Source organism: Xylophilus sp. GW821-FHT01B05, from assembly GCA_038961845.1.
Taxonomy (GTDB): Bacteria; Pseudomonadota; Gammaproteobacteria; order Burkholderiales; family Burkholderiaceae_C; genus Xylophilus.
In genome coordinates, this window is sequence record CP152408.1 from 2994518 (window position 1) to 3020056 (window position 25539).

22 protein-coding genes and 1 pseudogene are annotated in these 25539 nt (G+C 64.9%); 8 read left to right on the plus strand and 15 right to left on the minus strand.

What is annotated here, in order from left to right; genetic code table 11:
- Positions 1–38: 38 nt before the first annotated feature.
- From AAFF27_13915 to AAFF27_13930, 4 genes are all read left to right on the plus strand, one after another.
- Positions 39–1106, plus strand: a complete 1068-nt coding sequence (locus AAFF27_13915; GenBank protein XAH21127.1) for a hypothetical protein — start codon at positions 39–41, stop codon at positions 1104–1106.
- Positions 1103–1921 (plus strand): SDR family oxidoreductase, encoded by an 819-nt coding sequence (locus tag AAFF27_13920; protein XAH21128.1) that lies wholly within the window; start codon positions 1103–1105, stop codon positions 1919–1921. The genes AAFF27_13915 and AAFF27_13920 overlap by 4 nt, the downstream gene beginning before the upstream one ends.
- Positions 1922–2076: 155 nt before the next feature.
- Positions 2077–2994, plus strand: coding sequence for an oxidoreductase (locus AAFF27_13925; protein ID XAH21129.1), 918 nt, complete (start codon positions 2077–2079; stop codon positions 2992–2994).
- Between the two features lie 65 nt (positions 2995–3059).
- Complete coding sequence (locus AAFF27_13930) at positions 3060–3908, plus strand: SDR family NAD(P)-dependent oxidoreductase (protein XAH21130.1); 849 nt, start codon at positions 3060–3062, stop codon at positions 3906–3908.
- 90 nt (positions 3909–3998) lie between these two features.
- Here the strand turns inward: AAFF27_13930 and AAFF27_13935 are convergent.
- The 3 genes and pseudogenes from AAFF27_13935 to guaB all read right to left on the minus strand — a co-directional run bounded on the left by AAFF27_13935 (position 3999) and on the right by guaB (position 8505).
- A pseudogene (locus AAFF27_13935) lies at positions 3999–4824 on the minus strand (DUF932 domain-containing protein).
- 493 nt (positions 4825–5317) lie between these two features.
- Positions 5318–6931: a glutamine-hydrolyzing GMP synthase gene (gene guaA, locus AAFF27_13940; GenBank protein XAH21131.1), complete on the minus strand. Its 1614-nt coding sequence runs from the start codon at positions 6929–6931 to the stop codon at positions 5318–5320.
- Between the two features lie 104 nt (positions 6932–7035).
- A complete protein-coding gene (guaB, locus tag AAFF27_13945) occupies positions 7036–8505 on the minus strand; it encodes an IMP dehydrogenase (protein XAH21132.1) in 1470 nt (489 codons plus the stop codon).
- A gap of 76 nt (positions 8506–8581) precedes the next feature.
- Here guaB and AAFF27_13950 point away from each other — a divergent pair, with 76 nt between their 5' ends.
- Positions 8582–9091 carry a DUF4124 domain-containing protein gene (locus tag AAFF27_13950; GenBank protein ID XAH21133.1) on the plus strand — a complete coding sequence of 170 codons (510 nt, stop codon included), beginning with the start codon at positions 8582–8584 and terminating at the stop codon, positions 9089–9091.
- 6 nt (positions 9092–9097) lie between these two features.
- Here AAFF27_13950 and AAFF27_13955 read toward each other — a convergent pair whose 3' ends face one another.
- Entirely contained in the window at positions 9098–9427 is a 330-nt protein-coding gene (locus AAFF27_13955) for an RnfH family protein (protein XAH21134.1), read from the minus strand.
- A complete protein-coding gene (locus AAFF27_13960; protein XAH21135.1) occupies positions 9414–9860 on the minus strand; it encodes a type II toxin-antitoxin system RatA family toxin in 447 nt (148 codons plus the stop codon). The genes AAFF27_13955 and AAFF27_13960 overlap by 14 nt, the downstream gene beginning before the upstream one ends.
- Positions 9861–9954: 94 nt before the next feature.
- Here AAFF27_13960 and smpB point away from each other — a divergent pair, with 94 nt between their 5' ends.
- Entirely contained in the window at positions 9955–10431 is a 477-nt protein-coding gene (smpB, locus tag AAFF27_13965; GenBank protein XAH21136.1) for an SsrA-binding protein SmpB, read from the plus strand.
- Here the strand turns inward: smpB and AAFF27_13970 are convergent, their stop codons facing one another.
- Together AAFF27_13970 and AAFF27_13975 are read right to left on the minus strand one after the other, a co-directional pair.
- Positions 10432–11508, minus strand: coding sequence for an enoyl-CoA hydratase/isomerase family protein (locus tag AAFF27_13970; GenBank protein ID XAH21137.1), 1077 nt, complete (start codon positions 11506–11508; stop codon positions 10432–10434).
- Positions 11509–11537: 29 nt separating this feature from the next.
- On the minus strand, positions 11538–12443 hold the full coding sequence (locus AAFF27_13975; protein XAH21138.1) for a DMT family transporter: 906 nt from the start codon (positions 12441–12443) through the stop codon (positions 11538–11540).
- A gap of 201 nt (positions 12444–12644) precedes the next feature.
- Here AAFF27_13975 and AAFF27_13980 point away from each other — a divergent pair, with 201 nt between their 5' ends.
- Together AAFF27_13980 and AAFF27_13985 are read left to right on the plus strand one after the other, a co-directional pair.
- Positions 12645–14201: a TerC family protein gene (locus AAFF27_13980; protein ID XAH21139.1), complete on the plus strand. Its 1557-nt coding sequence runs from the start codon at positions 12645–12647 to the stop codon at positions 14199–14201.
- Positions 14202–14276: 75 nt separating this feature from the next.
- The gene (locus AAFF27_13985) at positions 14277–15971 is read left to right on the plus strand and encodes an ABC transporter ATP-binding protein/permease (GenBank protein ID XAH21140.1); all 1695 of its coding nucleotides are present in this window, start codon (positions 14277–14279) and stop codon (positions 15969–15971) included.
- Between the two features lie 74 nt (positions 15972–16045).
- On the opposite strand, the gene typA is transcribed toward AAFF27_13985, so the two are convergent.
- From typA to AAFF27_14025, 8 genes are all read right to left on the minus strand, one after another.
- The gene (gene typA, locus AAFF27_13990) at positions 16046–17872 is read right to left on the minus strand and encodes a translational GTPase TypA (GenBank protein ID XAH21141.1); all 1827 of its coding nucleotides are present in this window, start codon (positions 17870–17872) and stop codon (positions 16046–16048) included.
- The gene (truB, locus tag AAFF27_13995; GenBank protein ID XAH21142.1) at positions 17869–18867 is read right to left on the minus strand and encodes a tRNA pseudouridine(55) synthase TruB; all 999 of its coding nucleotides are present in this window, start codon (positions 18865–18867) and stop codon (positions 17869–17871) included. Before truB ends, typA begins: the two co-directional genes overlap by 4 nt.
- A gap of 1 nt (position 18868) precedes the next feature.
- A complete protein-coding gene (rbfA, locus tag AAFF27_14000) occupies positions 18869–19240 on the minus strand; it encodes a 30S ribosome-binding factor RbfA (protein XAH21143.1) in 372 nt (123 codons plus the stop codon).
- 7 nt (positions 19241–19247) lie between these two features.
- Positions 19248–19928 (minus strand): signal peptidase I, encoded by a 681-nt coding sequence (gene lepB, locus AAFF27_14005; GenBank protein XAH21144.1) that lies wholly within the window; start codon positions 19926–19928, stop codon positions 19248–19250.
- A 12-nt stretch (positions 19929–19940) separates the two neighbouring features.
- Positions 19941–22817 carry a translation initiation factor IF-2 gene (gene infB, locus AAFF27_14010; protein XAH21145.1) on the minus strand — a complete coding sequence of 959 codons (2877 nt, stop codon included), beginning with the start codon at positions 22815–22817 and terminating at the stop codon, positions 19941–19943.
- Between the two features lie 24 nt (positions 22818–22841).
- Positions 22842–24326 carry a transcription termination factor NusA gene (gene nusA, locus AAFF27_14015; protein XAH21146.1) on the minus strand — a complete coding sequence of 495 codons (1485 nt, stop codon included), beginning with the start codon at positions 24324–24326 and terminating at the stop codon, positions 22842–22844.
- A gap of 106 nt (positions 24327–24432) precedes the next feature.
- Positions 24433–25014: a ribosome maturation factor RimP gene (gene rimP / locus AAFF27_14020; GenBank protein ID XAH21147.1), complete on the minus strand. Its 582-nt coding sequence runs from the start codon at positions 25012–25014 to the stop codon at positions 24433–24435.
- A gap of 144 nt (positions 25015–25158) precedes the next feature.
- Complete coding sequence (locus tag AAFF27_14025; protein XAH21148.1) at positions 25159–25536, minus strand: thioredoxin family protein; 378 nt, start codon at positions 25534–25536, stop codon at positions 25159–25161.
- Positions 25537–25539: the final 3 nt, after the last annotated feature.

Below are 25539 nucleotides of genomic sequence, written 5' to 3' on the forward strand. Positions count from 1 at the left end.
TGATCCTCGCCCCGCCGAAGCACTGAAAGGAACAAGTTATGCCCACCACCAAGCGCCGCGCATTGATCATCATCTCGTCCGCCCGACAGCTGCCGCTGGCCGAACCGGCCGACGTCAAGTCGATCTCGACCGGGTTCTTCCTGGTCGAGATGGCTCAAGTGCTCAAGGAGTTCGAGAACGACTACGAGTTCACCTTCGCCACCCCCGACAGCAACGCCCCCCAACTCGACATCAATGGCATGGCCCTGTCCATGCAGGCCATCGAGAAGACCGGGATTGTTACCGTTCCCCTGCGCATGCAGCAGCGCCGCCGCTCGTTCGACGTCAACCGCTTCCGGCTGCGCCACCCCGAGCTGGTCGCCCGCCGCGAGCAGGAAATCCAGTTGCTGGAGCGGCACATCGGCCGGATCACGGTCTCCGAGCTATTGCCCAACAGCGAACCCGAGCTCGCCGTGTACCGCGCCGAACTGATCTGCCGCCTGGACAAGCTGCCCGAGGGCGCCTTCCACTCGCTGCAGGACCTCGTCCTGCGTCACCGCGACCCGGCCGATCCGTTCACTTTCACCGACTTCGACTTCATCCACACCCCCGGCGGCCACGCCCCCATGGTCGACTTCCGTGACAACCCGTGGCTCGGCGAAGCCCTTCACGTAGCCCGGGAGAACGGCGTCCTCATCTCGCTGATCTGCCACGCGCCCGTGGCGGTGACCTCCACTCGTCATCGTATCGATGCTCAGGGCCACCCCTACCTCGTCAGCGACAACCCGTTCCTCGCCGCCACCATCTCGACCGTTCCCACGATCGGCGAGTTGTTCGCGCTGCGGTTCCTCTACCCACGCGTCCCAGGGAAGAAGACACGACTCTCCTACTTCGTCGACAAGGCCATCAAGGAAGCCGGCTTCAAACTCGCGACCTCCCTGAACATGGCTGCCCCGCTACTGGCCTACGAGTCGTCCGTGCGGCTGCTCACCGGCAACGGCCCACAGGCCATCGACCAGCAGGCTGCCAAGCTCCGCGCCATCCTCGCTGACACCCCGGCGCACCAAGAGCAAGCAGCAGAGAAAGCGACTTCGGCCGTCCATACCAATAGGAGGATCACATCATGAGCAAAGTATGGTTTATCACTGGCACATCGAAGGGCTTTGGCCGCGAGTTCGCCCTCGCCGCCCTCGAGCGTGGCGATAAAGTCGCAGCGACCGCCCGCAACACGGACACTCTGAGTGACCTGGTCGAGCAGTATGGTGACGCCGTCCTCCCGATCAAACTCGACGTCACCAACCGCGACCAGGTGTTCGCCGCCGTGAAGTCCGCGCACGAGACGTTCGGGCGGATCGACGTCGTCGTCAACAACGCAGGCTACGGGCTCTTCGGAACGGTCGAGGAGATTACCGAACAGCAGCTGCGCGACCAGATGGAGACGAACCTATTCGGCGTTTTCCATGTCACGCAGGCGGTCCTCCCGATCCTGCGCGAGCAGGGCGCGGGCCACATCATCCAGATCTCGACCATGGGCGGCATCGTCGCGTTCCCGACCCTCGGCGCCTACCACGCGTCGAAGTGGGCACTGGAAGGGATGACGGACGCGCTCTCCCAGGAAGTCGCTGGCTTCGGCATCAAGGTCACCCTGGTCGAACCCGGTGGCTTCGCCACCGACTGGTCCGGTGCATCTGCCATCGTCGCCGCCGCGCACCCCGCGTACGCGGCGCTGCACGAGAACATGGCCGCGCGGCGGGCACAGGTTGTACTTCCGCAGCCGGTCGGCTTCGGGTCCGCGATCCTCACGGTCGTGGACGCTGAGAAGCCGCCGCTGCGCGTGTTCTTCGGGGAGGGGCCGACGCTGATGGCACCACAGGTCTACCAGCAGCGCCTGGCCGAGTGGGCCCAGTGGGCGCACGTCTCCAAGGCCGCGGAAGGCAAGTAGGAAACGCCTGGCCACAGGCCATCGACCAGCAGGCCGCCAAGCTGCGCAGCGTGCTCACCAGCACGCGAGCTGCCCAGCGCGCCGGCGGCAAGCAGCTGAGCCAGCAGACCGTGACCGTCCACCCGGCCGGTCACACACAACGATAAGGATCGAAAATGTCCAAGAGCAAGGGCTTCACCGAAGCCGACGTCCCCGAACAGGCGGGAAAAAGCTTCATCGTCACTGGCGCCAACGCCGGCGTGGGTTTTGAAATCGCGCGGGTGCTTGCCGCCAGGCGCGCGCGCGTCCTGCTTGGCTGCCGTGAGCAGACCAGGGCGCAGGATGCCATCGCGCGGATCAAGCGGATCGCGCCGAATGCCGATCTCGTCTGGTTGCCGCTGGACCTCGGTGACCTCGACAGCGTTCGCACCGCAGCCGAGATCGCCGCGAAGGAGCCACGGATCGATGCGCTCATCAACAATGCCGGGATCATGAACCCGCCGCTGACGCGCACGAAGCAGGGGTTCGAAGCGCAGTTCGGCGTCAATCATCTCGGCGTGTTCGCGCTCACCTCGCTGCTCCTGCCTAAGCTGGCGGAGACGCCGGGAACGCGGGTAGTAGTGACCTCGAGCGTCGCGCATCTGAGGGCCAAGATCGACTGGGACGACCTCAACGCCGACAAGAGCTACATCAAGAACGAACGCTACGGCGGCAGCAAGCTGGCGAACGCACTGTTCTTCTTCGAACTGGATCGTCGCCTGCGCGCGGCGAAGTCGCCCGTCACAGCAATCGGCGTTCATCCTGGAGTCGCCGCCACAAGTCTTTTACGTCACATGGGGCTGATCCAGATCGTGGGCCCAATCTTCGGCCTGTTGTTCAATAGCGCCGACAAAGGCGCGTGGCCGGCACTTCTGGCTGCGACCGGCAAGGTGAAGCCCGGAGGCTATTACGGTCCCACCGGCTTTGCCGGAATCCGCGGCGTAGCCGGCGAAGCAAAGCGCGCGCCGCGTGCCGAAGATCCAGCACTCGCGAAGCGGCTGTGGGATGTCTCGGTGACGATGACGGGAATCGATCCCGGCCTCCCGGCGGCCTGATTTCAAACACGGTGCGGTGTCGCGCCGCAACTACCACCCGCTCTTCAAATAGAAAAATTGATCATATGTCTGAAAAAATCTGGTTTATTACGGGTGCTTCACGCGGTTTTGGCCGCATCTGGGCAGAAGACGCGCTTAAGCGAGGTGACAAGGTTGTCGCAACAGCGCGATCGCTGGCCGACATCGCGCCCCTTGCCGATGGGTTCGGTGACGCCGTCCTGCCTTTGGTACTGGACGTGACCAACCGCGATCAGGTTGCCGACGTCGTCGCGACGGCGCACGCGCATTTCGGCCGTTTGGATATCGTCTTGAACAATGCCGGCTATGCGCTCGTCGGCGCGATCGAGGAAGCGAGCGAGGCCGAGGTTCGCGCCGAGTTCGACACCAATGTTTTCGGCCCTCTTACCGTTATCCAGGCAGCCCTTCCGCTTCTGCGCGCCCAAGGCAGCGGCCATATCATCGGCGTCTCGAGCATCGCGGGGGTCTATGCCGGCCCGATCACCGGCTTCTATCACGCCTCCAAGTGGGCGTTCGAAGCTCTCCACGAGAGCCTTTCGAAGGAAGTCGCGCAGTTCGGCATCAAGGTCACGCTCCTGGAGCCCGGCCCGTACGCGACAGACTTTTCGGGCCAATCCTCGCTGAAGATCGCCACGGGCATTGACGCCTATGCCGAGACGCGAGCACAGGTGTTCGCCGGCGGCGCAACCACGAATTTCGGCGATCCTGCCGCGACCTCGGCGTCCCTGTTCAAGGTCGTGGATTCCGACCAGCCGCCGCTGCGCTTCTTCCTTGGTACCGAAGGGCTGCCGGTGGCGCGCGCCGCCTATGCTGAGCGTCTGGCCGTTTGGGAGTCCTGGGAGGATGCCTCCAATGCAGCGCAAGGCCAGCCCAGGAAACAAGCCCTCGACCTTTGATAAGAAGGGGGGCGCGGAGCGACAACGCTCCGCTACAGGGCTTGCCCGAGGGATCCAGGGGCTGCTGCGTGCCCCCGTCCGCTGTGGGGTTCAAGCTTTCAACTGGCGCAGGCCATCGGCCAGCAGCCACAAGGCGCGGTTCAGGCGCAGGTCTTGGTCGATGCCCTGCACGGGGCGGGTGGTCTGGCGGCGACCGTTGGCGCTGCGACCGTGCAAGCCGCGCAAGAGGTTTTCCTGCGTGCGGTTGAACACGCTCCACAGGTCGCGGCGGTCGTCGTCGAGACGGCGCGGCGCGAGCACCTGCGTTTCGGTGACGGGTGCAGGCTTGTCGGGGGCGTCGTACTTCAACGCCAGCGCGGCGCGGGCGAACACCTCGGCCTCGCCGCTGTCCAGCGTGACGGCCTGCATGGCATCGCGGGATTCCTGCGCCCGGTCGAAGCCGTGCAAGACTTCGTAAGCGCCTTCGATGACGTGTCCGGCTACGTCGCCCTTGTGCGGCACGCGCACGTCGGCCACGGTGTCACCGCATACCAGCCCGTTCTTGCAAACGAACCGGAACATGCCGGCGAGCATCTGATAGCTGCTTGTCCCGTCATGGGAGTTCAGCAGGATGATTTCGTTGGCCTCGCGGCCGTTGATCTGGCTGGCGTGGCGTAGCCGGACCAGGTGCTTGGTGTAGTCGCGGCGGTCGTCCTGCCGCACGCGGGTCTGCGTCACCATGAAAGGCTCGAAGCCTTCGCTGCGAAGCTCGCGCAGCACGGTGGCGGTGGGGATGTAGCTGTACCGTTCCGAGCGGCTTTCGTGCGGGGCGTCCGCGAAGATGGACGGGGCTACAGCGCGGATTTGGTCATCCGACAAGGGATGTTTCCGAGCGCAGCACCGGGGAGCGGGATGCGAAGCGGGAAGCAAGTTGCATGGTCGTTCTCCTGACAAGGGTTGCTGTCGAAAAAGTCACCACCGGACTCCTAGATTCGGAGCCCGCCTTTCGGCTTCTCCGGTGGGGTCGGCGCGGAGACCTGGGCCGGCCTCGTTGCCACCGTCTTTCCTGAGTTCATCGCCCGCGACGGTCAGGAGTGCGCGGCCGGGGGCCGTCAAGGAGGCAAGCGCAGGGTTGGTGCGGCCCGCAGGCGCAGCCGAGGACACGGCCCTGCGCGCCTTGACGGCGCACGGCCGCAGGCTACAGTCGCGGACAAGGTGATGGAGTCAGGAAAGGCGGCTGGACAGGCAACCGGCCGCGGTTGGCGCGAACCCCACGCAAGCGGAGCGCGCAGGCCCGGCTCGAGGGGCCGGGCCGAAGGCGTCAGCGATATGGAAGGCTGGCGAATGCCAGTCCCGTCAGGGATGAGCGAAGAGCGAACCTGGCGCAGCGCGATCCCGCGAAGCGGAGACGCACAGGTTTTTCCGATTTACTATTCCCACTCAATCGTCGCAGGCGGCTTGCTCGACACGTCGTAGGTCACACGGTTGATGCCACGCACTTCATTGATGATCCGGCCCGACACCTTCTTGAGCAGCGCGTAGGGCAGCTCGGCCCAGTCGGCGGTCATGAAGTCGCTGGTCTGGACGGCACGCAGGGCGACGACGTAGTCGTAGGTGCGGCCGTCGCCCATCACGCCTACGCTCTTCACCGGAAGGAATACGGTGAAAGCCTGACTGGTGAGTTCGTACCAGGTCTTGCCGGTCGGCTCGTCGCGGAAGTTGCGCAGCTCTTCGATGAAGATGGCGTCAGCTGCGCGCAGCAGGTCGGCGTACTCTTTCTTCACCTCGCCCAGGATGCGCACGCCCAGGCCGGGGCCGGGGAAGGGGTGGCGGTAGACCATCTCGGGCGGCAGGCCCAGGGCCACGCCCAGTTCGCGCACTTCATCCTTGAACAGCTCGCGCAGCGGCTCCAGCAGCTTCAGGCCCAGTTGTTCGGGCAGGCCGCCGACGTTGTGGTGGCTCTTGATGGTGACGGCCTTCTTGCTCTTGGCGCCGCCGGACTCGATCACGTCTGGGTAGATCGTGCCCTGGGCCAGCCACTTGGCGCCCTTGGCACCCTCGCCCTTGAGCTTGGCAGCCTCTTGCTTGAACACCGTGACGAACTCGCCGCCGATGATCTTGCGCTTGGCTTCCGGGTCGGTCACGCCTGCCAGCTTGCCGAGGAACAACTCGCTGGCATCAGCACGGATTACCTTCGCGTGCAGCTTGCCAACGAACATGTCCATCACCATGTCGCCCTCGTTCAGGCGCAACAGGCCATGATCGACGAACACACAGGTCAGTTGGTCGCCAATGGCGCGGTGGATCAGCGCGGCGGCCACGGATGAATCGACACCGCCCGACAAGCCAAGAATGACTTCTTCATCGCCCACCTGCGCACGGATATGCGCCACGGCTTCTTCGATGTAGTCGCCCATGATCCAGTCGGCCTGGGTGCCGCAGATGTCCAGCACGAAACGGTGCAGCAGCGCCCCGCCTTGGGTGGTGTGGGTGACCTCGGGGTGGAACTGCACGGCGTAGAAGCTACGTGCTTCGTCGGCCATGCCGGCGATCGGGCAACTCGGCGTGCTGGCCATGAGCTTGAAGCCCGGAGGCAGCTCGGTAACCTTGTCGCCGTGGCTCATCCAGACGTTGAGCATGCCGTGCCCTTCGGCGGTGGCGAAATCCTGGATGTCTTGCAACAGCCTGGTGTGGCCATGCGCGCGGACTTCGGCAAAGCCGAACTCGCGCTTGTGGCCGCCTTCGACCTTGCCACCCAACTGGTGCGCCATGGCCTGCATGCCGTAGCAGATGCCCAGCACCGGCACGCCCAACTCAAACACTGCCTGCGGCGCCTTGTCGGTGCTGTCTTCGTAGACGCTGGCATGGCTGCCGGAGAGGATCACGCCCTTCAACTGCCCATCGGCTGCGTACTCGCGCACCCACTCGTCGGTGACGTCGCAGGGGTGGACTTCGCAGAACACATGCGCCTCGCGCACGCGGCGGGCGATGAGCTGGGTCACCTGCGAGCCGAAGTCGAGGATGAGGATTTTCTGGTGTTGCATGACGGGCCTGGGCGATACGGTAGATAGGGGCGGGGCGGAGCTGGAAAGCAGCGGGGCCGGCACACCGTGTGATGTGTCGGCCCTGCGGAGCTTCAGCGTGCGGGCTATTCGGCGCGGTAGTTCGGCGCTTCCTTGGTGATCTGCACGTCGTGCACGTGGCTTTCGCGGATGCCGGCCGCGGTGATCTCGACGAACTCGGCCTTGTCGTTCATGTCCTGGATGGTGGCGCAACCGCAGTAGCCCATGGCTGCGCGCACGCCGCCGGCCATCTGGAACACGATGGACACCATCGAGCCCTTGTACGGCACCCGGCCTTCGATACCTTCAGGCACCAGCTTGTCAGCATTGGGGTTGCCCGTGGTCGATTCCTGGAAGTAGCGGTCGGCACTGCCTTGCTGCATGGCGCCGATGCTGCCCATGCCGCGGTAGCTCTTGTAGCTACGGCCCTGGAACAGCACGATCTCGCCCGGCGCCTCTTCAGTACCGGCGAACATGCCGCCCATCATTACGGTGCTGGCACCTGCGGCCAGCGCCTTGGCGATGTCGCCAGAGTAGCGGATACCGCCATCGGCGATCAGCGGTACACCCGTGCCCTTGAGCGCGGTGGCCACGCTGTCGATGGCCATGATTTGCGGCACGCCCACGCCCGCCACGATGCGGGTAGTGCAGATGGAGCCCGGGCCGATACCGACCTTGACCGCATCAGCGCCCGCCTCTACCAGCGCCAGCGCAGCCGCGCCGGTGGCGATGTTGCCGCCGATCACATCGATCTGCGGGTAGTTTTGCTTGACCCAGCGCACGCGGTCGATCACGCCCTTGCTGTGGCCGTGGGCGGTGTCGACGACGATGGCGTCCACACCGGCCTTGACCAGAGCTTCAACCCGCTCCTCGGTGCCCTCGCCCACGCCAACCGCTGCGCCTACGCGCAGACGGCCTTGCGCATCGCGCGCGGCGTTGGGGAAGCTGGTCTGCTTGGTGATGTCCTTGACGGTGATCAGGCCACGCAACTGGTCTTTGTCGCCCACGATCAGCAGGCGCTCAAGCTTGTGCTTGTTGAGCAGCGCCTTGGCTTCGGCTGCCGTCGCGCCTTCGGGCACGGTGATCAGCTTGTCGCGCGGGGTCATGATCTCGCTGACTTGCACGTCATAGCGGGTCTCGAAGCGCAGATCGCGCCCGGTGACGATGCCCACCACACGGCCGCCATCGACCACCGGGAAGCCAGAGATGCCAAGCTGCTCTTGCATCTGCAGCACCTGGAACACGGTGTGCGTCGGTGTGATGACGACAGGGTCGCGCAGCACGCCGGACTCATAGCGCTTGACCTTGGCCACCTGGGCGGCCTGCTCTTGCGCGGTGAGGTTCTTGTGGACGATACCGATACCACCTTCTTGCGCAATGGCGATTGCCAAGCGGGCTTCTGTCACGGTGTCCATGGCGGCGGACACAAGCGGCAGATTCAAGGTGATGTTGCGGGAGAGGCGGGTCGCGAGGGACGTGTCCTTGGGCAGGACCTGGGAGAACGCTGGCACCAACAACACATCGTCGAAGGTGAGCGCTTTTCCAAGAAGGCGCATGTGAAAGCTCCAAAAAAAGGATTGTACCCGCGTCCAGCAAGGCTTTGCCCGCCGCAGGCTGGCTGGAAACGCCTGCATGGCGCCGCTACACTGGGCCGCCATGAATGTCGCCCGTCTTTCAGCTCTTGCCGCCATCGCGCTCGTCACCCTGCCCCTGACCGCTTTTGCCCAATGGCAATGGATGGACAAGGATGGCCGCAAGGTGTTTAGCGACCGTCCGCCGCCGGTAGACGTGCCGGAGCAGCGCGTGCTGAAGCGTCCCGGCGCAGCCGCAGTGGCAGTGCCCCCCTTGGCCGCTGCGACAGCAGCGGCGCCGGCCAAGCCGACGGGCAAGGACACGGAGCTGGAAGCCCGCAAGCAGCAGGCGGATGCGGCCGAGGCCGCCAAACGCAAGGCCGAGGAAGACCGGGTGGCGCAGACCCGTGCCGACAACTGCCTGCGCGCGCGCCAGTCGCAGAGCACCATGAACGCCGGGCTGGGCCTGGTGCGCATGGACGCCCAAGGCCAGGCAACGGTGCTGGATGACGACGCCCGCGCTGCAGAGCAGCAGCGCGTGGAGTCGGTGATCGCCAGCGACTGCCGCTGAAATAGCTCAGTAGCCCGACTTGCTGCCCTCGCGCTGGCGCGCGAACAGGCCTGTGGTGCGGGCTCCTTGCTGGCGGAAGCGTTCGCGCCGGGCGACCTTTGGGTCCACGCGCAGCGGCCGGTACAGCTCGGCCCGATCGCCATCGCGCAAGGGCGCGTCCAGCGGGCGTGCCCGGCCCCAGATGCCGGCGTCGGTCGCCTCATCCACTGACAGCCCCGCAGCCAGCAAGGCCTGGCCCAACGTGCTGCCGGCCGGCAGTTGCAGCGCCAGTTCCCGCACCGTGGCGTCAGGCTGGGCGATGGCCACGGTTATCTGCAAGGGCTCAGCTATTGCCATACACCTTCTCGGCGCGGGCCACGAAGGCATCGACCATGCTGCCCGCGATGCGGTCGAACACCGGGCCGACCAGCATCGACAGCGCGGTGCTGGAGAAGCCATAGGTCAGGTCGAATTCGACCCGGCAAGCGCGTTGCCCGCCCTCGCCCACCGGTGTGAAGCTCCAGACGCCTTCCAGCTTGGAGAAGGGGCCGTCTACCAATTCCATGCGGACCTCGCGCCCCGGCACGTGGGTGTTGCGGGTGGTGAAGGTCTGGTGCAGGCCGCTGAAGGCGATGCCGACTTGCGCGGTCATGCCCTCGGCGTCTTGCGACAGCACGGCAGTGCGGTCGCACCAAGGCAGAAACTGCGGATACTGGGCGACGTCGGTCACCAACTGGAACATTTCCTCGGCGCTGTACCAGATCAGGACGGACTTGTGGACGGTTTTCATAGAATCGATAGCTTTCGGCGCCTTTGTTGCACGCCTTCTGCAGCCCATTGTAGGGAGGGCTTCCATCCTGCCGCCGCGGCCTTATCTGAATCCCATGTCCAAGAAAACCACCGAACCCTCCACCCGCATCGCCGACAACAAGAAGGCCGCGTACAACTATTTCTTCGAAGAACGCTATGAGGCGGGCATGGTGCTGCAGGGCTGGGAGGTGAAGGCGCTGCGCGAAGGCAAGGTGCAGCTGACTGACGGCTATGTGGTGATCCGCGAGGGCGAGCTGTTCGTGATCGGCTGCCAGATCAACCCGCTCAAGTCGGCATCAACCCACGTCAACCCGGACTCGGTGCGTACCAAGAAGCTGCTGCTGCACAAGGAGCAGATCAAGCGCCTGATCGGCAAGATCGAGCAAAAGGGCTACACCCTGGTGCCGCTCAACCTGCACTGGAAGGCGGGCAAGGTGAAGTGCGAGATCGCGCTGGCCAAGGGCAAGGCCGAGCACGACAAGCGCGACACCATCAAGGACCGCGAAGGCAAGCGCGAAGTCGAACGCGCCATGAAGGTCCACAACCGCTGATCACAGCGCGTGCAGCGGGTGCTCCTGCGGCGCCCAGGGGCTTTGGAAGAACGGCGCCACCATCTCGGGCGTGACGTCTTCGATGCGCGGCGGGTCCCAGCGCGGCGCATGGTCCTTGTCGACCGCCAGCGCGCGTATGCCCTCCAGCGTCTCGCTGCGGCCGGGCCGCAGGTGGAAGCAGTGATAGACCAGGTCGCGCTCCATGCGCAAGTCCGCGGCCAGGTCCATGGCGCGGGCGCGGCGCACCTGCTCCAGCACCACGTGCAGCATCAGCGGCGAGCGCTTGCGCAGCGTGGCGGCTGTGGCTCGGGTGTCGTCGGTGCCGGCGGCCTCCAGCGCGGCCAGGATGGCGGGCACGCTGGATTCTGCAAAATATTGGTCAAAAGTGCCCCTAGCCCAGGCGGGACCTGGGCTAGTAGCTATCTTTTTTGAAGAAATCCATTCTTTGAACTCTTGCGCCGAGGCAAAGGGCGTGGCGCCCAGCGACTCCCACAGCGCCTGCTGCTCGGCGGACGGCAGCAAGTGGTCGGCCAAGCCCAGCGCAATGGCCTCGTCCGCGCCTATGGTTTCACCGGTCAGCGCCAGCCATTCGCCGGCATGGCCCGGACAACGGCTCAGGAAATAGCCGCCGCCCACGTCCGGGAACAGGCCAATGGCGGTCTCGGGCATGGCCATCTTCGTGCGCTCAGTCACCAGGCGCAGGCTGGCGCCCTGGCTGATGCCCATGCCGCCGCCCATGACGATGCCGTCCATGAAGGCGATGTAGGGCTTGGGGTAGCTGTGGATCAGGTGGTTGAGCTGGTATTCCTCGGTGAAGAAGGCCTCAAGATCCGCATCGCCCTCGCTGCCAACCCGGTGGATGAAGCGGATGTCGCCACCCGCGCAGAAGGCGCCAAACGGGCCTTCCTTGCCCATGCCGCGCACGGCGACCAGCTGGATCGCCGGGTCGTCGCGCCAGGCCAGCAGTGCCTGCGTCAGCTCCCGCACCATGCCCAAAGACAGCGCGTTCAGCGCCTTGGGACGGTTCAGCGTGATGAAGCCGGCATTGCCGCGGGTTTCGAGAAGAATTTCGCTCATGGGTCCTTGTGCTCCTTGGTTTTGGTTGGTCAGCCCGGCCGGCGCAGCCGTGGCAGTTCGTTGGCCAGCAGCGCGCCAATGACCAGCGCGCCGCCGGCCAGCACGGTCGTGCCGGGCTCCTCGCCCACTATCAGCCAGGCCAGGGCGATGCCGAAGATCACCTCCAGCAGCGCCAGCAGGGCGATCTCCGGGGCGTGCAGCACGCGTGCGCAACGCACAGCCAGCAGGCAGGGCACGGCGAGCTGCACCAGGCCCAGCAAGGCCAGCCAGCCGATGTCGTGCGGCGTTGCAGAAAAAGGCAGGGCCAGCGGCAAGGTGGCCAGCGTGGACAGCACCGCGCCCACCAGCACCGCCGGCATCAGGTCCACCTCATGGCCGCTGCCTTGGCTGCGGTGGACCACGGTCCAGTTCACGCCGGCGGCCAGCGGCACGCACATGGCCACCAGCGAGCCCGTCCAGTTGCCGCTGGCCAGTTGCGGGCCGTACATCCAGGCAATGCCAAGGCCGGCCACGGCAATCGCCCACCAGGTGCGGCGCGCCAGGCGCTGGCCCACCGTGACACGCGCGACCAGGGCCGTCACCAGCGGCCCGGCCGCCATGACCACCAGCACATTGGCCACGCTGGTCAAGGTCAGCGCCACCATGAAGGCGGTGAACATCACGCTCCAGCAAAACCCGGAGATCCACAGCGACATGCCGCCCGCCCGGATGCGCGAGGCCATGCCGGAGCTGCGCCCAGGCAGCAAAAAAACCGCCAGCGCCAAGGCCGTGAACAGGCTGCGCCAGAAGGTGACCTCGAAGCTGCGGGCATGCTCCAGCTGGCGCGTGACAACGCCGGCAATCGACCACATGGCCGTCACGCCCACCATGGCCAGCACCGCCTGGCTGTGCGAAAAAGGATTCAGGGACAAGGACAGGCCCGGCGCGCGCGACATAGAAGATGCCTCGAAGTTGTAAGCGCATTTTGCATGAGCCGCCTGCCGCCGCGCGGGCGCTGCGCCACTCGCGGGACAGGGCGCGCCATTCAGTAAGATGCCCTGGCTTATGCAACCTCCCCCCGCCCCTGTTTCGCATCTCGCGGTGCCCTGCCACCGCCGCCCCTTCACCTTCGTGGCCCGCCCACTGGGGAGCCTGCCATGGAGTGGCTGAGCGACCCGTCGATCTGGATCGGCCTGGCCACGCTGATCGTGCTGGAGATCGTTCTCGGCATCGACAACCTGGTGTTCATCGCCATCCTGGCCGACAAGCTGCCGCCGCACCAACGCGACCGGGCCCGCCTGGTCGGCCTGTCGCTGGCGCTGGTGATGCGGCTGGCGCTGCTGTCGGTGATTTCCTGGCTGGTGACGCTGACCACGCCGCTGTTCTCGGTCTGGCGCCTGGCCTTCTCGGGGCGCGACCTGATCCTGCTGGCCGGTGGCCTGTTCCTGCTGTTCAAGGCCACCAGCGAGCTGCACGAGCGGCTTGAAGGCCTGGAGCACAGCGCCGACACGCGCCGCGGCTACGCCGCCTTTGGCGTGGTGGTGACCCAGATCGTGCTGCTGGATGCGGTGTTCTCGCTCGACTCGGTGATCACCGCCGTCGGCATGGTCGACCACCTGGGCGTGATGATGGCCGCGGTGGTGATCGCCATGGGCGTGATGCTGCTGGCCTCCAAGCCGCTGACGCGCTTCGTCAACGCGCACCCGACCGTGGTCGTGCTGTGCCTGAGCTTTCTGCTGATGATCGGCCTGAGCCTGGTGGCCGAGGGCCTGGGCTTTCACCTGCCCAAGGGCTACCTGTACGCGGCCATTGGCTTCTCGATCATGATCGAGTTCTTCAACCAGTGGGCGCGCCGCAACCTGGTGCGCCAGCAGTCGCGCATACCGCTGCGCGAGCGCACCGCCGACTCGATCCTGCGCATGCTCGGTGGCCGGCACGGCCCGGCTGCGGACGAGGCTGCAGCGCCGGTCGCGGCCCCCACCTTTGGCGCCGAAGAGCGCAACATGGTCAGCAGCGTGCTGTCGCTGGCCGAGCGCTCCATCCACTCGATCATGACGCCGCGTGCCGACATCCAGTGGATCAACCTGAACGACAGCCCCGAGGTCTTGCGCGCCCAGTTGATCGATGCGGCGCATGGCCTGTTCCCGGTCGCGCGCGGCAACCTGGACCAATTGCTGGGCGTGGCCCGTGCCCGCGATCTGCTGGCCGACCTGCTCACGCTCGGCCACATCGACGAGGCGGGCAGCGTACGCAAGCCCTTGATCGTGCCGGCCTCCATTGGCGTGATCCGACTGATCGAGATGCTGCGCCATTCACGCGGGCAGATCGCGCTGGCCAGCGACGAGTACGGCACCATCCTTGGCCTGGTCACGCCCATCGACGTGCTGGAGGCGATTGCCGGTGAGTTCCCCGACGAAGGCGAGCGCCCAGAGATCGAGCCACAGGGCGGCGGCCACTGGATCGTGGACGGCCTGGCCGGCCTGCACGCCCTGGAGCGGGCGACCGAAGTCGACACCCTGGTCAGCGACGCGGACGACTACAACACCCTGGCCGGCTTCCTGCTGGTGCGCCTGGGCCGGCTGCCTACGGCGGGCCAGGTGGTGGAAGACTGCGGCCTGCGCTTCGAGGTGCTGGCGATGGACGGCCGGCGCATCGCCCGCGTGGATGTGCGGCGGCTGAACAATGACGACGCCCCAACGCTAAGTCCTGCCTAAGTTTCAGGCCCCGGCGGCGGGCACACTCCCAAGGACATTGCGGAAACATCCGTTTCACGCCTTCTGGAGTGCCCTGTGACCCTCACCAAGAAAAGCTCTGCCTGGTCGCTGATCCGCCCCTTCTGGGCCTCGCAAGAGCGCTGGCCGGCGCGCGGCCTGCTTGCCCTGATCGTGGCCATGAACATGGCCATCGTCTACATAGACGTGCGCATCAACAGCTGGAGCGCCCAGTTCTACAACGCACTGGAGAGCAAGGACACGGCGCATTTCGGGCCGCTGCTGCTGACCTTCACCGGCCTGGCACTGACCTACATCGTGCTGGCCGTGTACTCGCTGTACTTCAAGCAGATGCTGGGCTTTCGCTGGCGCCGCTGGCTCACCACAGACTACCTGCGCCGCTGGCTCGACGGCCACGCCTTCTACCGCATCGAGCGCGACCGCCTGGCCGACAACCCCGACCAGCGGATCTCCGATGACCTGCAGGCGCTGGCCACCACCACCCTGGCGCTGTCGCTGGACCTGCTCTCCACACTGGTCACGCTGGTTTCCTTCATCGTCATCCTCTGGTCGCTGGCGGGGCCGCTGCTGGCCCACGTCGGCGGGCACGCCATCAGCATCCCGGGCTACATGGTCTGGGCTGCGGCCGCCTATGCGCTGCTGGGCTCCTTTTTCATGCAGAAATTTGGCCATCCACTGGTCCGCGTCAACTACCAGCAGCAACGGGTCGAGGCCAACTTCCGCTTTGGCCTGGTACGCCTGCGGGAGAACGCCGAATCGATTGCGCTCTACGACGGCGCACGCGCCGAAGCCGCGCATGCGACGACCCTGTTCGGGCACATCCGCGACAACTGGCAACTGGTGATGCGCTACACCAAGCGGCTGACGCTGGTGAATTCACTCTACGGCCAGATCGCCGTGGTGCTGCCCATCGCACTCGCGGCACCGCGCTACTTTGCCGGCGCCTTCACCTTTGGCGTGCTGATGCAGGTCGGCCGCGCCTTTGGCACGGTGAGCGACTCCATGTCCTGGTTCATCAACAGCTATGCCACGCTGGCCGAATGGCGCGCCACCGTCAACCGGCTGCGCGAGTTCCGCGACCTGCTGGACGCCCCGCCGGCCGAGGCTGGCGCCATCGAGCTGCACCTTGACGATGGCGGCGTGGTGGAAACACGCGGGCTGCAGCTCACGCTGCCCAATGGCCAGCCCTTGGCGCGGGTGCCGGACCTGCGCATTGCACGCGGTGAGCACTGGCTGGTGCGCGGGCCCTCGGGCGCGGGCAAGAGCACGCTGCTGCGGGCGCTGTCGGGGCTGTGGCACTTTGGCAGCGGCACCATCGTGCGGCCGTCGGCGCACGTGCTGTTCGTGCCGCAGCGCAGCTACCTGCCACTGGGCAGCCTGCGCTCCGCCCTCGCCTACCCCGGCGCCACAGCCGACCATGACGATGCCGCTTATGAAGAGGTGCTGAGCGCCGTCGGCCTTGCGTCCCTTAGCGGCTCGCTGGACGAGGAAGCGCATTGGAGCAACCGGCTCTCGCCCGGCGAGCAGCAGCGCCTGGCCTTCGCCCGCGTGCTGTTGCAGCGGCCCGAGCTGTTGGTGCTGGATGAAGCCACCAGCGCACTCGACCCCGCGGCCGAGCACACGCTCTACACGCTGCTGCTGGGCCGCCTGCCCGAGGTCACGCTGATCAGCGTCGCCCACCGCGAAGCGCTGCAGGCCTTCCACCCGCATACGGTGGATCTGGCGCCTACAGACAAAGCAACGCCCCAATGAACTACGCCCCGGCGTAAACGCAGGGGCGTAGGCGAAGCACACTGGCGTGTGCCTCGGAGAAGGATGCGAACCGCTTAGTCGCGGCCGGCGCGCTTGCGCTCGCTCTCGGTCAGGTAGCGCTTGCGCAGGCGGATGGACTTGGGCGTGATTTCCACCAGCTCGTCGTCCTCGATGAACTCCACGCCGTATTCCAGCGTGCATTCGATCGGCGGCGTGATCTTGATCGCGTCTTCCTTGCCGGACACGCGGAAGTTGGTCAGCTGCTTGGTACGCGTGGCGTTCACGACCAGATCGTTATCCCGGCTGTGGATGCCGACGATCATGCCTTCGTACACCGGGTCGTTGGCGCGCACGAACATGCGGCCGCGGTCATCCAGCTTGCCCAGCGCGTAGGTGAAGATTTCACCAGCGTCCATCGAGATCAGCACGCCGTTCTTGCGGCCGCCGATGTCGCCCTTGTGCGGCTCGTAGCTGTCGAAGATGTTGCTGATCAGGCCAGAGCCGCGCGTCAGGTTCAGGAATTCGTTGGTGAAACCGATCAGGCCACGTGCCGGAATGCGGTACTCCAGGCGCACACGGCCACGGCCGTCCGGCTCCATGTTGACCAGTTCGCCCTTGCGCTCGCCCAGGGCCTGCATCACGCCGCCCTGGTGAAGTTCTTCGATGTCGGCGGTCACCAGCTCGATAGGCTCGTACTTTTCGCCGTTCACTTCTTTCATGACCACGCGCGGCTTGGACACTGCCAGCTCATAGCCTTCGCGGCGCATGTTTTCCAGCAGGATGGTCAGGTGCAGCTCGCCGCGGCCCATGACTTCGAAGATGCCTTCTTCGTCGGTTTCCTTCACGCGCAGGGCCACGTTGTGCTGCAGTTCCTTTTGCAGGCGGTCCCAGATCTGGCGGCTGGTCACGAACTTGCCTTCGCGGCCGGCCAGGGGGCTGGTGTTCACGCAGAAGTTCATGGTCAGCGTGGGCTCGTCCACCTTGAGCATGGGCAGCGGCGAGGGGCTGGCAGGGTCGGTCACGGTCACGCCGATGCCGATGTTTTCAATGCCGTTGATCAGCACGATGTCGCCAGGGCCAGCCAGTGGCGTCTGCATGCGATCCAGGCCCTGGAAGGTCAGCACCTGGTTGACGCGGCCCTTGACGGCCTTGCCATCCGGGCCTTCCATGACGACCACGTCCATCATGGGCTTGATGGTGCCCTGGCTGATGCGGCCCACGCCGATGCGGCCCACGAAGCTGGAAAAGTCCAGCGCCGAGATCTGCAGTTGCAGCGGAGCGGCCGGGTCACCCGAGTTCGGGGGAACATGCTTCAAGATGGTGTTGAACAGGGCCGACATGTCGGGACCCCACTGCTCCCCAGGAGCGCCTTCTTCCAGCGACGACCAGCCGTTGATGCCCGAGGCATACACCACGGGGAAGTCGAGCTGCTCGTCGGTAGCGCCCAGCTTGTCGAACAGGTCGAACGCGGCGTTCACCACCTTGTCGGGGTTGGCGCCGGGCTTGTCCACCTTGTTCACGACCAGGATGGGGCGCAGGCCCAGGGCCAGCGCTTTCTTGGTCACGAAACGCGTCTGGGGCATGGGGCCCTCTTGCGCATCGATCAGCAGCACCACGCTGTCCACCATGGACAGAGCACGCTCCACTTCGCCGCCGAAGTCCGCGTGACCAGGGGTGTCGACGATGTTGATGTGGGTGCCTTCCCAGCTCACGGCGCAGTTCTTGGCCAGAATCGTGATGCCACGTTCTTTTTCAATCGCGTTGTTGTCCATCACCGTGTCGACCACTTTTTCGTGGTCGGCGAAGGTGCCGGACTGGCGCAGCAGTTGGTCAACCATGGTGGTCTTGCCATGGTCAACGTGGGCGATGATCGCGATGTTGCGGATTTGCTTGGTGCTCATACGGTTGCTTCCTCGATGCCTTGGGCCGTGTTCGCGGCGTGTGGCGTACTTTCCAGAATCTGTTGAATTTCGATGGGGCTCAACAGCCGCCCCGGTATCAGTTCGCCGCCATGGGTAGTGGCCGTTCCCAGCAGCGCGGGCGGCTGCGCGCCAAATACGGCCACCTGCGGCAGGTTGGCCCAACTGCCTCGCCGGCGCACGCCAGACAGGAAGCGGGTGACATCCTCGCCCGCCAGCGTGACGCGCGTGTGATCGGGCAGCAGCGACGCCACGGGCAGCAGGCAAGCTTCGCGCCCGGCTTCATCCATGGCCTCCAGTGCCGCCAGCGTCACCGCCTGGCCCAGCCCGAAATGGCCGGTGGCGATGCGCCGCAGCGCAGTCAGATGGCCACCGCAACCCAGCGCCTCGCCAATGTCTTCACCCAGCGTGCGAATATAAGTGCCCTTGCTGCACTTTACTATTATTTCTATAGCTACATGCCCTTGCCCATCCTGGGCTAGAGCCGCTTTTAGCTCATAAATCTCGACGGCGCGCGGCGCCCGCTCGATTTCAATGCCTTCACGGGCGTACTCGTATAACGCACGGCCGTCCTTCTTGAGCGCACTGTGCATGGGCGGCACCTGCTGGATCGGACCGGTAAAGCGCTGCACCACCTCCGCCAGTTGTGCCCGCACAGACTCGGCATCCACCGCCCGCTCGTCCAGCAGATCGCCTTCTGCGTCACCCGTGGTGGTACGCGCCCCAAGCCTCACCGTGGCGGCATAGGTCTTGATGGCGTCGAGCTGCAACTGGCTGAACTTGGTGGCTGCGCCAAAACACAGAGGCAGCACACCGCTGGCCAATGGATCTAGCGTGCCGGTATGGCCGGCCTTCTCCGCCCGCAGCAGCCATTTGGCCTTCTGCAGTGCGTCATTACTGGAGAGACCCAGCGGCTTGTCGAGCAACAACACCCCATGCACGGGGCGCCGCTGCACCCTCGTGCGTGGCGCGTGCATGTCAGTCGTCCTTTGCCCGGGAAGCCACCGCTTGGGCGATGAGCGCATTCATGTCCGACGCACGCTCGGTGGTGCGGTCGAACAGAAAGTGCAGCGTCGGCACGGTATGGATGTGCAGGCGTTTGAACAAGCCATTGCGCAGGAAGCCGGCGGCCTGGTTCAGCGCCACTTCGCACTCCGTCGGGTTGCCCACCAGCACAGTGAAAAACACCTTGGCATGCGCGTAGTCGGGCGTGACCTCGACCGCCTGGATCGTGACCATGCCCACGCGCGGGTCCTTCAACTCGCGCGCGATCAGCTCCGTCAGATCACGCTGGATCTGGTCGGCAACCTTGAAGCTGCGATTGGGGGCAGCGGCTTTTCTCTTTGGCATGTAGGGGTCAGAGGTGCAGGGGTAGCCACCAGCGGTCGGCGCGGGGCAAATAAAAACGATCTGGGTCGAACGACGCCACCACACGCAGCGCACGGCCCGTGACACGGTGCACGTCGATGAAGCCGATGTAGCGGGAGTCGCGGCTGTTGTCGCGGTTGTCACCCATCACCATGACATGGCCGGCCGGCACCTGCACCGGGGCAAATGCGGTCAGCCGGTTCTGCTCGGGCAGGCGCGCAACCTCGATGTCCTTGCCGCCCAGGTGCTCGCGCCAAATCTGCTCTTGCAGCAGGCCGTACTCGGAGGGCACCAGACGGGCCTCTTGTTCCAGCTGGCGGGCCACAGGCTGGCCGTTGACGGTCAGGGTGTTGTTCCACATCGAGATGGTGTCGCCACCAACAGCGACCACGCGCTTGATGAGGTTGGTGCCATCTTCTGGCGAATCAAAGGTGATGACATCCCCCGCATGCGGGGAATCCCAGCGCGCAATTTCATGTAGCGTGAATGGCAGTCGCAGGCTGTAGGCGCGCTTGTCCAGCAAGACCCGGTCGCCCGCGAAGAGCGTTGGGTTCATGGAGGACGAGGGAACATAGTTCCAGTCGGCGACCGCCGACCGGAACACCAGCATCAGCCCGACGAAGAGCATGAAGCCTTTGTTCTGACACCACAGCTTTGCGATAGAAGCCATCATTCGCTCCATTTACAGCGTACGCGCGATTTCCTTGATCTCGAAGACTTCGAGCTGATCGCCTTCCTTGATGTCGTTGTAGTTCTTGAGCTTGATACCGCACTCGAAGCCTTCCTTGACTTCGCGCACATCGTCCTTCAAGCGCTTGATCGACTCGATCTCGCCGGTGTAGATGACCACGTTTTCGCGCAGCAGGCGGAAACGCGCGCTGCGGGTGACATGGCCCGAGGTGATGTACGAACCCGCCACCGTGCCGATCTTGGAGGCCACGAACACCGTGCGGATTTCCGCCGTGCCGATGACTTCCTCGCGCTGCTCGGGAGCCAGCATGCCGGACATCGCCGCCTTCAACTCATCCACGGCGTCGTAAATGATGTTGTAGTAATGGATGTCCACGCCGCTGCTCTCGGCTGCCTTGCGTGCACCGGAGTCGGCGCGCACATTGAAGCCGATCACGACAGCCTTGGAGGCAATCGCCAGGTTGATGTCCGACTCGCTGATACCGCCCACGCCGGCATACACCAGTTGTACGCGCACTTCGTCGGTGGAGAGCTTGAGCAGCGACTGCCCCAGCGCTTCCTGCGAACCTTGCACGTCGGCCTTGATGATGATCGGCAGCGTCTTGACTTCGCCTGCGGAGATGTCGGAGAACATGTTCTCCAGCTTCGCCGCCTGCATCTTGGCCAGCTTGGTATTGCGGAACTTGCCGGCACGGTAGGTCGCGATTTCGCGGGCCCGACGTTCGTCGGGCAGCACCATGAACTCGTCGCCTGCTTGCGGCACTTCCGTCAGGCCCTGGATTTCGACCGGAATCGACGGACCTGCGGTCTTGGTCGGCTTGCCGTTCTCGTCCAGCATGGCGCGCACACGGCCGTAGGTAGAACCTGCCAGCACGATGTCGCCAGTCTTGAGCGTACCGGACTGCACCAGCACGGTCGCCACCGGGCCGCGGCCCTTGTCCAGTTGGGCTTCGATGACCAGGCCCTTGGCAGCGGCATTCACCGGCGCCTTGAGTTCCAGCACTTCCGCCTGCAGCAACACCTGCTCCAGCAGATCGTCGATGCCCTGGCCGGTCTTGGCCGACACGCTGACGAAGGGCGAGTTGCCGCCGTACTCTTCAGGCACGACTTCCTCGACCACCAGCTCTTGCTTCACCCGTTCCGGGTTGGCATCAGGCTTGTCGATCTTGTTGACCGCAACGACGATGGGCACGCCCGCCGCCTTCGCATGCTTGATGGCTTCCTTGGTCTGCGGCATGACGCCGTCATCGGCCGCCACCACCAGGATCACGATGTCGGTTGCCTGGGCACCACGGGCACGCATGGCGGTGAACGCCTCGTGACCCGGGGTATCGAGGAACGACACCATGCCACGCTCGGTTTCCACGTGGTAGGCACCGATGTGCTGCGTGATGCCGCCGGCTTCGCCCGACGCCACCTTGGCACGACGGATGTAATCCAGCAGCGAGGTCTTGCCGTGGTCCACGTGGCCCATGACGGTAACCACTGGCGCACGCGGCAGGCTCTCGGCATCCTGCATGGACACTTCTTCGAACGTGAACGCTTCCGGGTCGTCCAGTGCAGCCACCACAGCCTTGTGGCCGAGTTCTTCCACCACGATCATCGCGGTGTCCTGATCCAGCGGCTGGTTGATGGTGACCATTTGGCCCATCTTCATCAGCGCCTTGATGACCTCGGACGCCTTGATCGCCATCTTGTGCGCCAGTTCGGCCACGGTGATGGTTTCAGGCACGTGCACTTCGATGATGCGCTGCTCGACCTGGACCTGCTGGCCGTAGTCGCCACGGTCACCACCGCGGTCATTGCCACGGCGGCCACGCGGGCCTCCGCGCCAGTTGTTGCGGCCGACACCGCCGGAGCTGTCGCCGCGGGTCTTGATTTCCTTCTTCTTGGCAGGATCGCCGGCCCAGCTGGAGGACAGCTTGGCGGACTTGACTTCCTTGCCAGCACCCGGCGCGGCAGGCGCACCAGGACGCGTACCGGTACCAGCTGCAGGCTTGTGCAGCGTGCCCTTGACACCAGCCTTGGCATCGCCAGGCTTGGCAGCAGTGACAGCCGGCTTCGGCTCTTCGGGCTTCTTGGCGACCAACACCTTCTTGGGCGTGGCCATCATCGAGCGAATGGCAGCAGCTTCAGCCTCGGCCTTGCGGCGGCGCGTTTCCAGGTCGGTTGCACGTGCGGCCTCTTCGGCAGCACGGGCACGCGACTCGGCCTCGGCCTTTTCGCGGGCTTCTGCTTGCGCCTGGGCACGAGCAGCGGCCATTTCGGCTTGTTCCTTGGTGGCCTCTGCCTTTACGGCAGACGCCTGGGCCTTCTTGGCCTCTTCCTGGGCAGCGTAGGCAGCAGCGCGCTCTTCGGCTTCGCGTTCGCGGCGCTCGCGGGCTTCACGCTCGCGACGCTTCTCGGCCAGCTCGGTTTCCTCGCTGCGGATTTCGTCGGCCTGGCGGCGCGCTTCTTCCTCGCGGCGATGCAGGTCGGCATCCGAGGAGTCTTGCGACTGGACTTGTTCCGGCACATCTTCCAGGACGGCGGTTTCGACGTCGCCGTCGCCCGAGGAGTCGCCGGATTCATCGCGCTTGATGAAGGTGCGCTTCTTGCGCACCTCCACCTGGATGGTGCGAGCCTTGCCGCTGGCGTCGGCCTGCTTGATCTCGCTGGTGGACTTCTTGGTCAGCGTGATCTTGCGGCGGTCGGCGGCAACAGTGCCATGGCTGGCCTGCAGGTACCCCAGAAGCTTCTGCTTGTCCCCATCGGTGAGCACGTCCGACGATGCAGACTTGTGCACGCCGGCGGACTTCAACTGGTCGAGCAGGGTTTCAGTGGACTTCTTGAGTTCGGATGCGAACTCGGCTACGGTGGTGCTGGACATATTCTGTACGGGCCTCCATGATCTTTACTCTTGACCCGCGAACCAGTGTTCGCGAGCCTTCAAGATCAGTTCTTTGGCTTCATCGGCAGACTGGCCGGTGATATCAGTGAGTTCATCGATCGCCAGATCGGCCAGGTCGTCACGGGTATGGACGTCCGCAGCAGCCAGCTTGGCGATAAGTTCTGGCGTCAGTCCGGCCATGTCACGCAGATCCTGCGACACACCGTCAACGCTCTCTTCGCGGGCAATTTCCATGGTCAGCAGCGCATCCTTGGCGCGTGTCCGCAGTTCATTGACCGTGTCTTCATCGAAGCTCTCGATCTCGAGCATCTCTTGCAGCGGCACGTAGGCCACCTCCTCCAGGCTGTTGAAGCCCTCGGCAATCAGGATGTCGGCGATCTCTTCGTCGACGTCGAGCTTTTCCATGAACAGGCGGCGGCTGGTGTCAGCCTCGTTCGCCTGTTTCTGGGCCGACTCGGCGGCGTCCATGATGTTGATCTTCCAGCCAGTCAGGTCGGACGCCAGGCGCACGTTCTGACCGCCGCGGCCAATGGCGATGGCGAGGTTTTCCTCGTCAACCACCACGTCCATGGCGTGCTTTTCTTCGTCCACGACGATGGAAGAGACATTGGCCGGAGCCAGCGCGCCGATCACGAACTGCGCCGGGTCTTCGCTCCAGAGCACGATATCGACGCGCTCGCCAGCCAGCTCGTTGGTCACCGCATTGACACGCGTACCACGCACGCCGACGCAGGTGCCGATCGGGTCGACACGCTTGTCGTGCGAGAGCACAGCGATCTTGGCGCGGCTGCCGGAATCACGGGCGCAGGACTTGATCTCGAGCAGGCCTTGCTCGATCTCGGGCACTTCCTGGCGGAACAGCTCGATCATGAACTCAGGTGCCGAACGCGACAGGATGATGGGCGCGCCGCGCAGCGTCAGGTCCACTTCCATGATCATGGCGCGCACGCGGTCGCCGTTGCGCAGGTTCTCTTTTGAGATCATCTCGCTGCGGCGCAGGCGGCCTTCGACGCGGCCGGACTCGACAATGATGTCGCCCTTGTCCATGCGCTTGACGGTGCCGGTGAAGATCTTGTCGCCGCGCGACATGAAGTCGTTGAGCAGCATTTCGCGCTCAGCGTCACGGATCTTCTGCAGGATCACCTGTTTGGCAGCCATGGCGCCAATGCGGCCGATAGGCACCGAATCCACCGGTTCCTCGATGTACTCGTCGACCTCGATGTCGGGCACGTCTTCCTTGGCTTCGAACAACAGGATTTCCTGGTCCGGCAGTTGCAGGCCGGCTTCGTCCGGAACGACGTGCCAACGGCGGAAGGTCTCGTAGACACCGCTGTCCCGATCGATGGCGACACGGATGTCCACATCACCGGGGTAGAGCTTCTTGGTCGCCTGCGCCAGCGCGGATTCGACGGCGCCGAAGACGACGTCACGCTCCACGTTCTTTTCGCGCGAGATGGCTTCCACCAGCATCAGCAATTCGCGATTCATGCCACAACACTCCTATCCTGAACAGTCGCCGGCAGCCAGTCCCCAGGACTTCGGCCCGCCGCATTTATTAATGCGTGAAATTTTAAAAACAAGCAAGGATCCGTACTCACGCTGGCGAACTGCCGCGTGGCTTGCGTCCTTTGAAATCGATGAGCGGGGCCAGCCGGGCTTCCCGCAATTCGTCCAACGTGAAGCCCAGCGCCTGCAAGGGCGCCGGCACTCTCTTGCTGCTCACCCGCTGGCCGGGCTTGGCCTCGGGCTCGTCGCTCCAGACGATCTGCCAGCCCGCGCCTTCAACGCGCTCGAGCCGGCCACGAAACTTCTTGCGATTGGCGCTGACCTGGCCTGCGGCGGCTGCACCCATGGGCGCTTTCAGCGTCAGGTCGATCACCTCGCCCACGAAGCGCTCAAAGTCCTGCGCATGCCGCAGTGGGCGATCGATACCGGGCGAGGACACCTCAAGCCGCTTGTATTCGGCGCCGTCCACTTCCAGCGCAAACTGCAGCTGGCGCGTCACCTTCTCGCAGTCCTCCACCGTGACGAACTGCTCGGGCGCGGAGCCCTCGACTGGCGCAGTCCATGGCAGATCGATGGTGATGCGCAGCAGCCCGCCTGCGGAGCGTTCAATCTCCACAAGGTCATAACCCAAGCCGCTCACGATTTGTTCGACGATCTGCTGCAATGCCACGTTGATTCTGCTGCCGCCCAAAAGCAAAATCCGGCTGGCCTGTCGCTGCATGCACCGCGCGACAAAGCGTATCCGGATCGAAAAACGATCGACCAAAAAAAACGGGCGGTAAGTACCCGCCCGTTTGGTCGTGAAGTGCGTATTCTACTCTGCGATCGGCCCTTCTGGCAAGGTGGCAGCAGGAATCGCAGCCTGTATGCGCATCCATAGTGCCGCTTGGGCAGCATCCGGGGCCGCGAGCGGCGCCCCGCCCTGCTCCCGCAGGCTCTCCAGCAGGCGCTCCAGCACCCCTGGCTGCGGCAACAACGGGCCCAGAAATCGCACCGCAGCCCCCTGGGCCACCAGCAAGGTGGGGAAGGTTTCCACGTCAAGGTCGCCGACCAGCTCGGCCTCGTCCTCCACGTCCAGCCAGCGGAACTGCACGCCCGGATGGCGCTCGGCCAGCGCCTCGAAGGCGGGCCGGTATTCACGGCAGACGCCGCACCAGTCGGCACACAGGCACACCACCCACCATTGCGACATCGA

What these genes read in the sequence shown, in the direction of transcription:
- guaB (XAH21132.1), bottom strand. Translation starts at nt 8,505, where the DNA reads ATGCGCCTTCTTGGAAAAGCGCTCACCTTCGACGATGTGTTGTTGGTG.
- AAFF27_13960 (XAH21135.1), bottom strand. Translation starts at nt 9,860, where the DNA reads ATGAAAACCGTCCACAAGTCCGTCCTGATCTGGTACAGCGCCGAGGAA.
- smpB (XAH21136.1), top strand. Translation starts at nt 9,955, where the DNA reads ATGTCCAAGAAAACCACCGAACCCTCCACCCGCATCGCCGACAACAAG.
- AAFF27_13925 (XAH21129.1), top strand. Translation starts at nt 2,077, where the DNA reads ATGTCCAAGAGCAAGGGCTTCACCGAAGCCGACGTCCCCGAACAGGCG.
- lepB (XAH21144.1), bottom strand. Translation starts at nt 19,928, where the DNA reads ATGGCTTCTATCGCAAAGCTGTGGTGTCAGAACAAAGGCTTCATGCTC.
- AAFF27_13950 (XAH21133.1), top strand. Translation starts at nt 8,582, where the DNA reads ATGGCGCCGCTACACTGGGCCGCCATGAATGTCGCCCGTCTTTCAGCT.
- AAFF27_13915 (XAH21127.1), top strand. Translation starts at nt 39, where the DNA reads ATGCCCACCACCAAGCGCCGCGCATTGATCATCATCTCGTCCGCCCGA.
- AAFF27_13930 (XAH21130.1), top strand. Translation starts at nt 3,060, where the DNA reads ATGTCTGAAAAAATCTGGTTTATTACGGGTGCTTCACGCGGTTTTGGC.
- nusA (XAH21146.1), bottom strand. Translation starts at nt 24,326, where the DNA reads ATGAATCGCGAATTGCTGATGCTGGTGGAAGCCATCTCGCGCGAAAAG.
- rbfA (XAH21143.1), bottom strand. Translation starts at nt 19,240, where the DNA reads ATGCCAAAGAGAAAAGCCGCTGCCCCCAATCGCAGCTTCAAGGTTGCC.
- guaA (XAH21131.1), bottom strand. Translation starts at nt 6,931, where the DNA reads ATGCAACACCAGAAAATCCTCATCCTCGACTTCGGCTCGCAGGTGACC.
- infB (XAH21145.1), bottom strand. Translation starts at nt 22,817, where the DNA reads ATGTCCAGCACCACCGTAGCCGAGTTCGCATCCGAACTCAAGAAGTCC.
- AAFF27_13975 (XAH21138.1), bottom strand. Translation starts at nt 12,443, where the DNA reads ATGTCGCGCGCGCCGGGCCTGTCCTTGTCCCTGAATCCTTTTTCGCAC.
- AAFF27_13920 (XAH21128.1), top strand. Translation starts at nt 1,103, where the DNA reads ATGAGCAAAGTATGGTTTATCACTGGCACATCGAAGGGCTTTGGCCGC.
- AAFF27_13980 (XAH21139.1), top strand. Translation starts at nt 12,645, where the DNA reads ATGGAGTGGCTGAGCGACCCGTCGATCTGGATCGGCCTGGCCACGCTG.
- typA (XAH21141.1), bottom strand. Translation starts at nt 17,872, where the DNA reads ATGAGCACCAAGCAAATCCGCAACATCGCGATCATCGCCCACGTTGAC.
- AAFF27_13955 (XAH21134.1), bottom strand. Translation starts at nt 9,427, where the DNA reads ATGGCAATAGCTGAGCCCTTGCAGATAACCGTGGCCATCGCCCAGCCT.
- AAFF27_14025 (XAH21148.1), bottom strand. Translation starts at nt 25,536, where the DNA reads ATGTCGCAATGGTGGGTGGTGTGCCTGTGTGCCGACTGGTGCGGCGTC.
- AAFF27_13970 (XAH21137.1), bottom strand. Translation starts at nt 11,508, where the DNA reads ATGAGCGAAATTCTTCTCGAAACCCGCGGCAATGCCGGCTTCATCACG.
- truB (XAH21142.1), bottom strand. Translation starts at nt 18,867, where the DNA reads ATGCACGCGCCACGCACGAGGGTGCAGCGGCGCCCCGTGCATGGGGTG.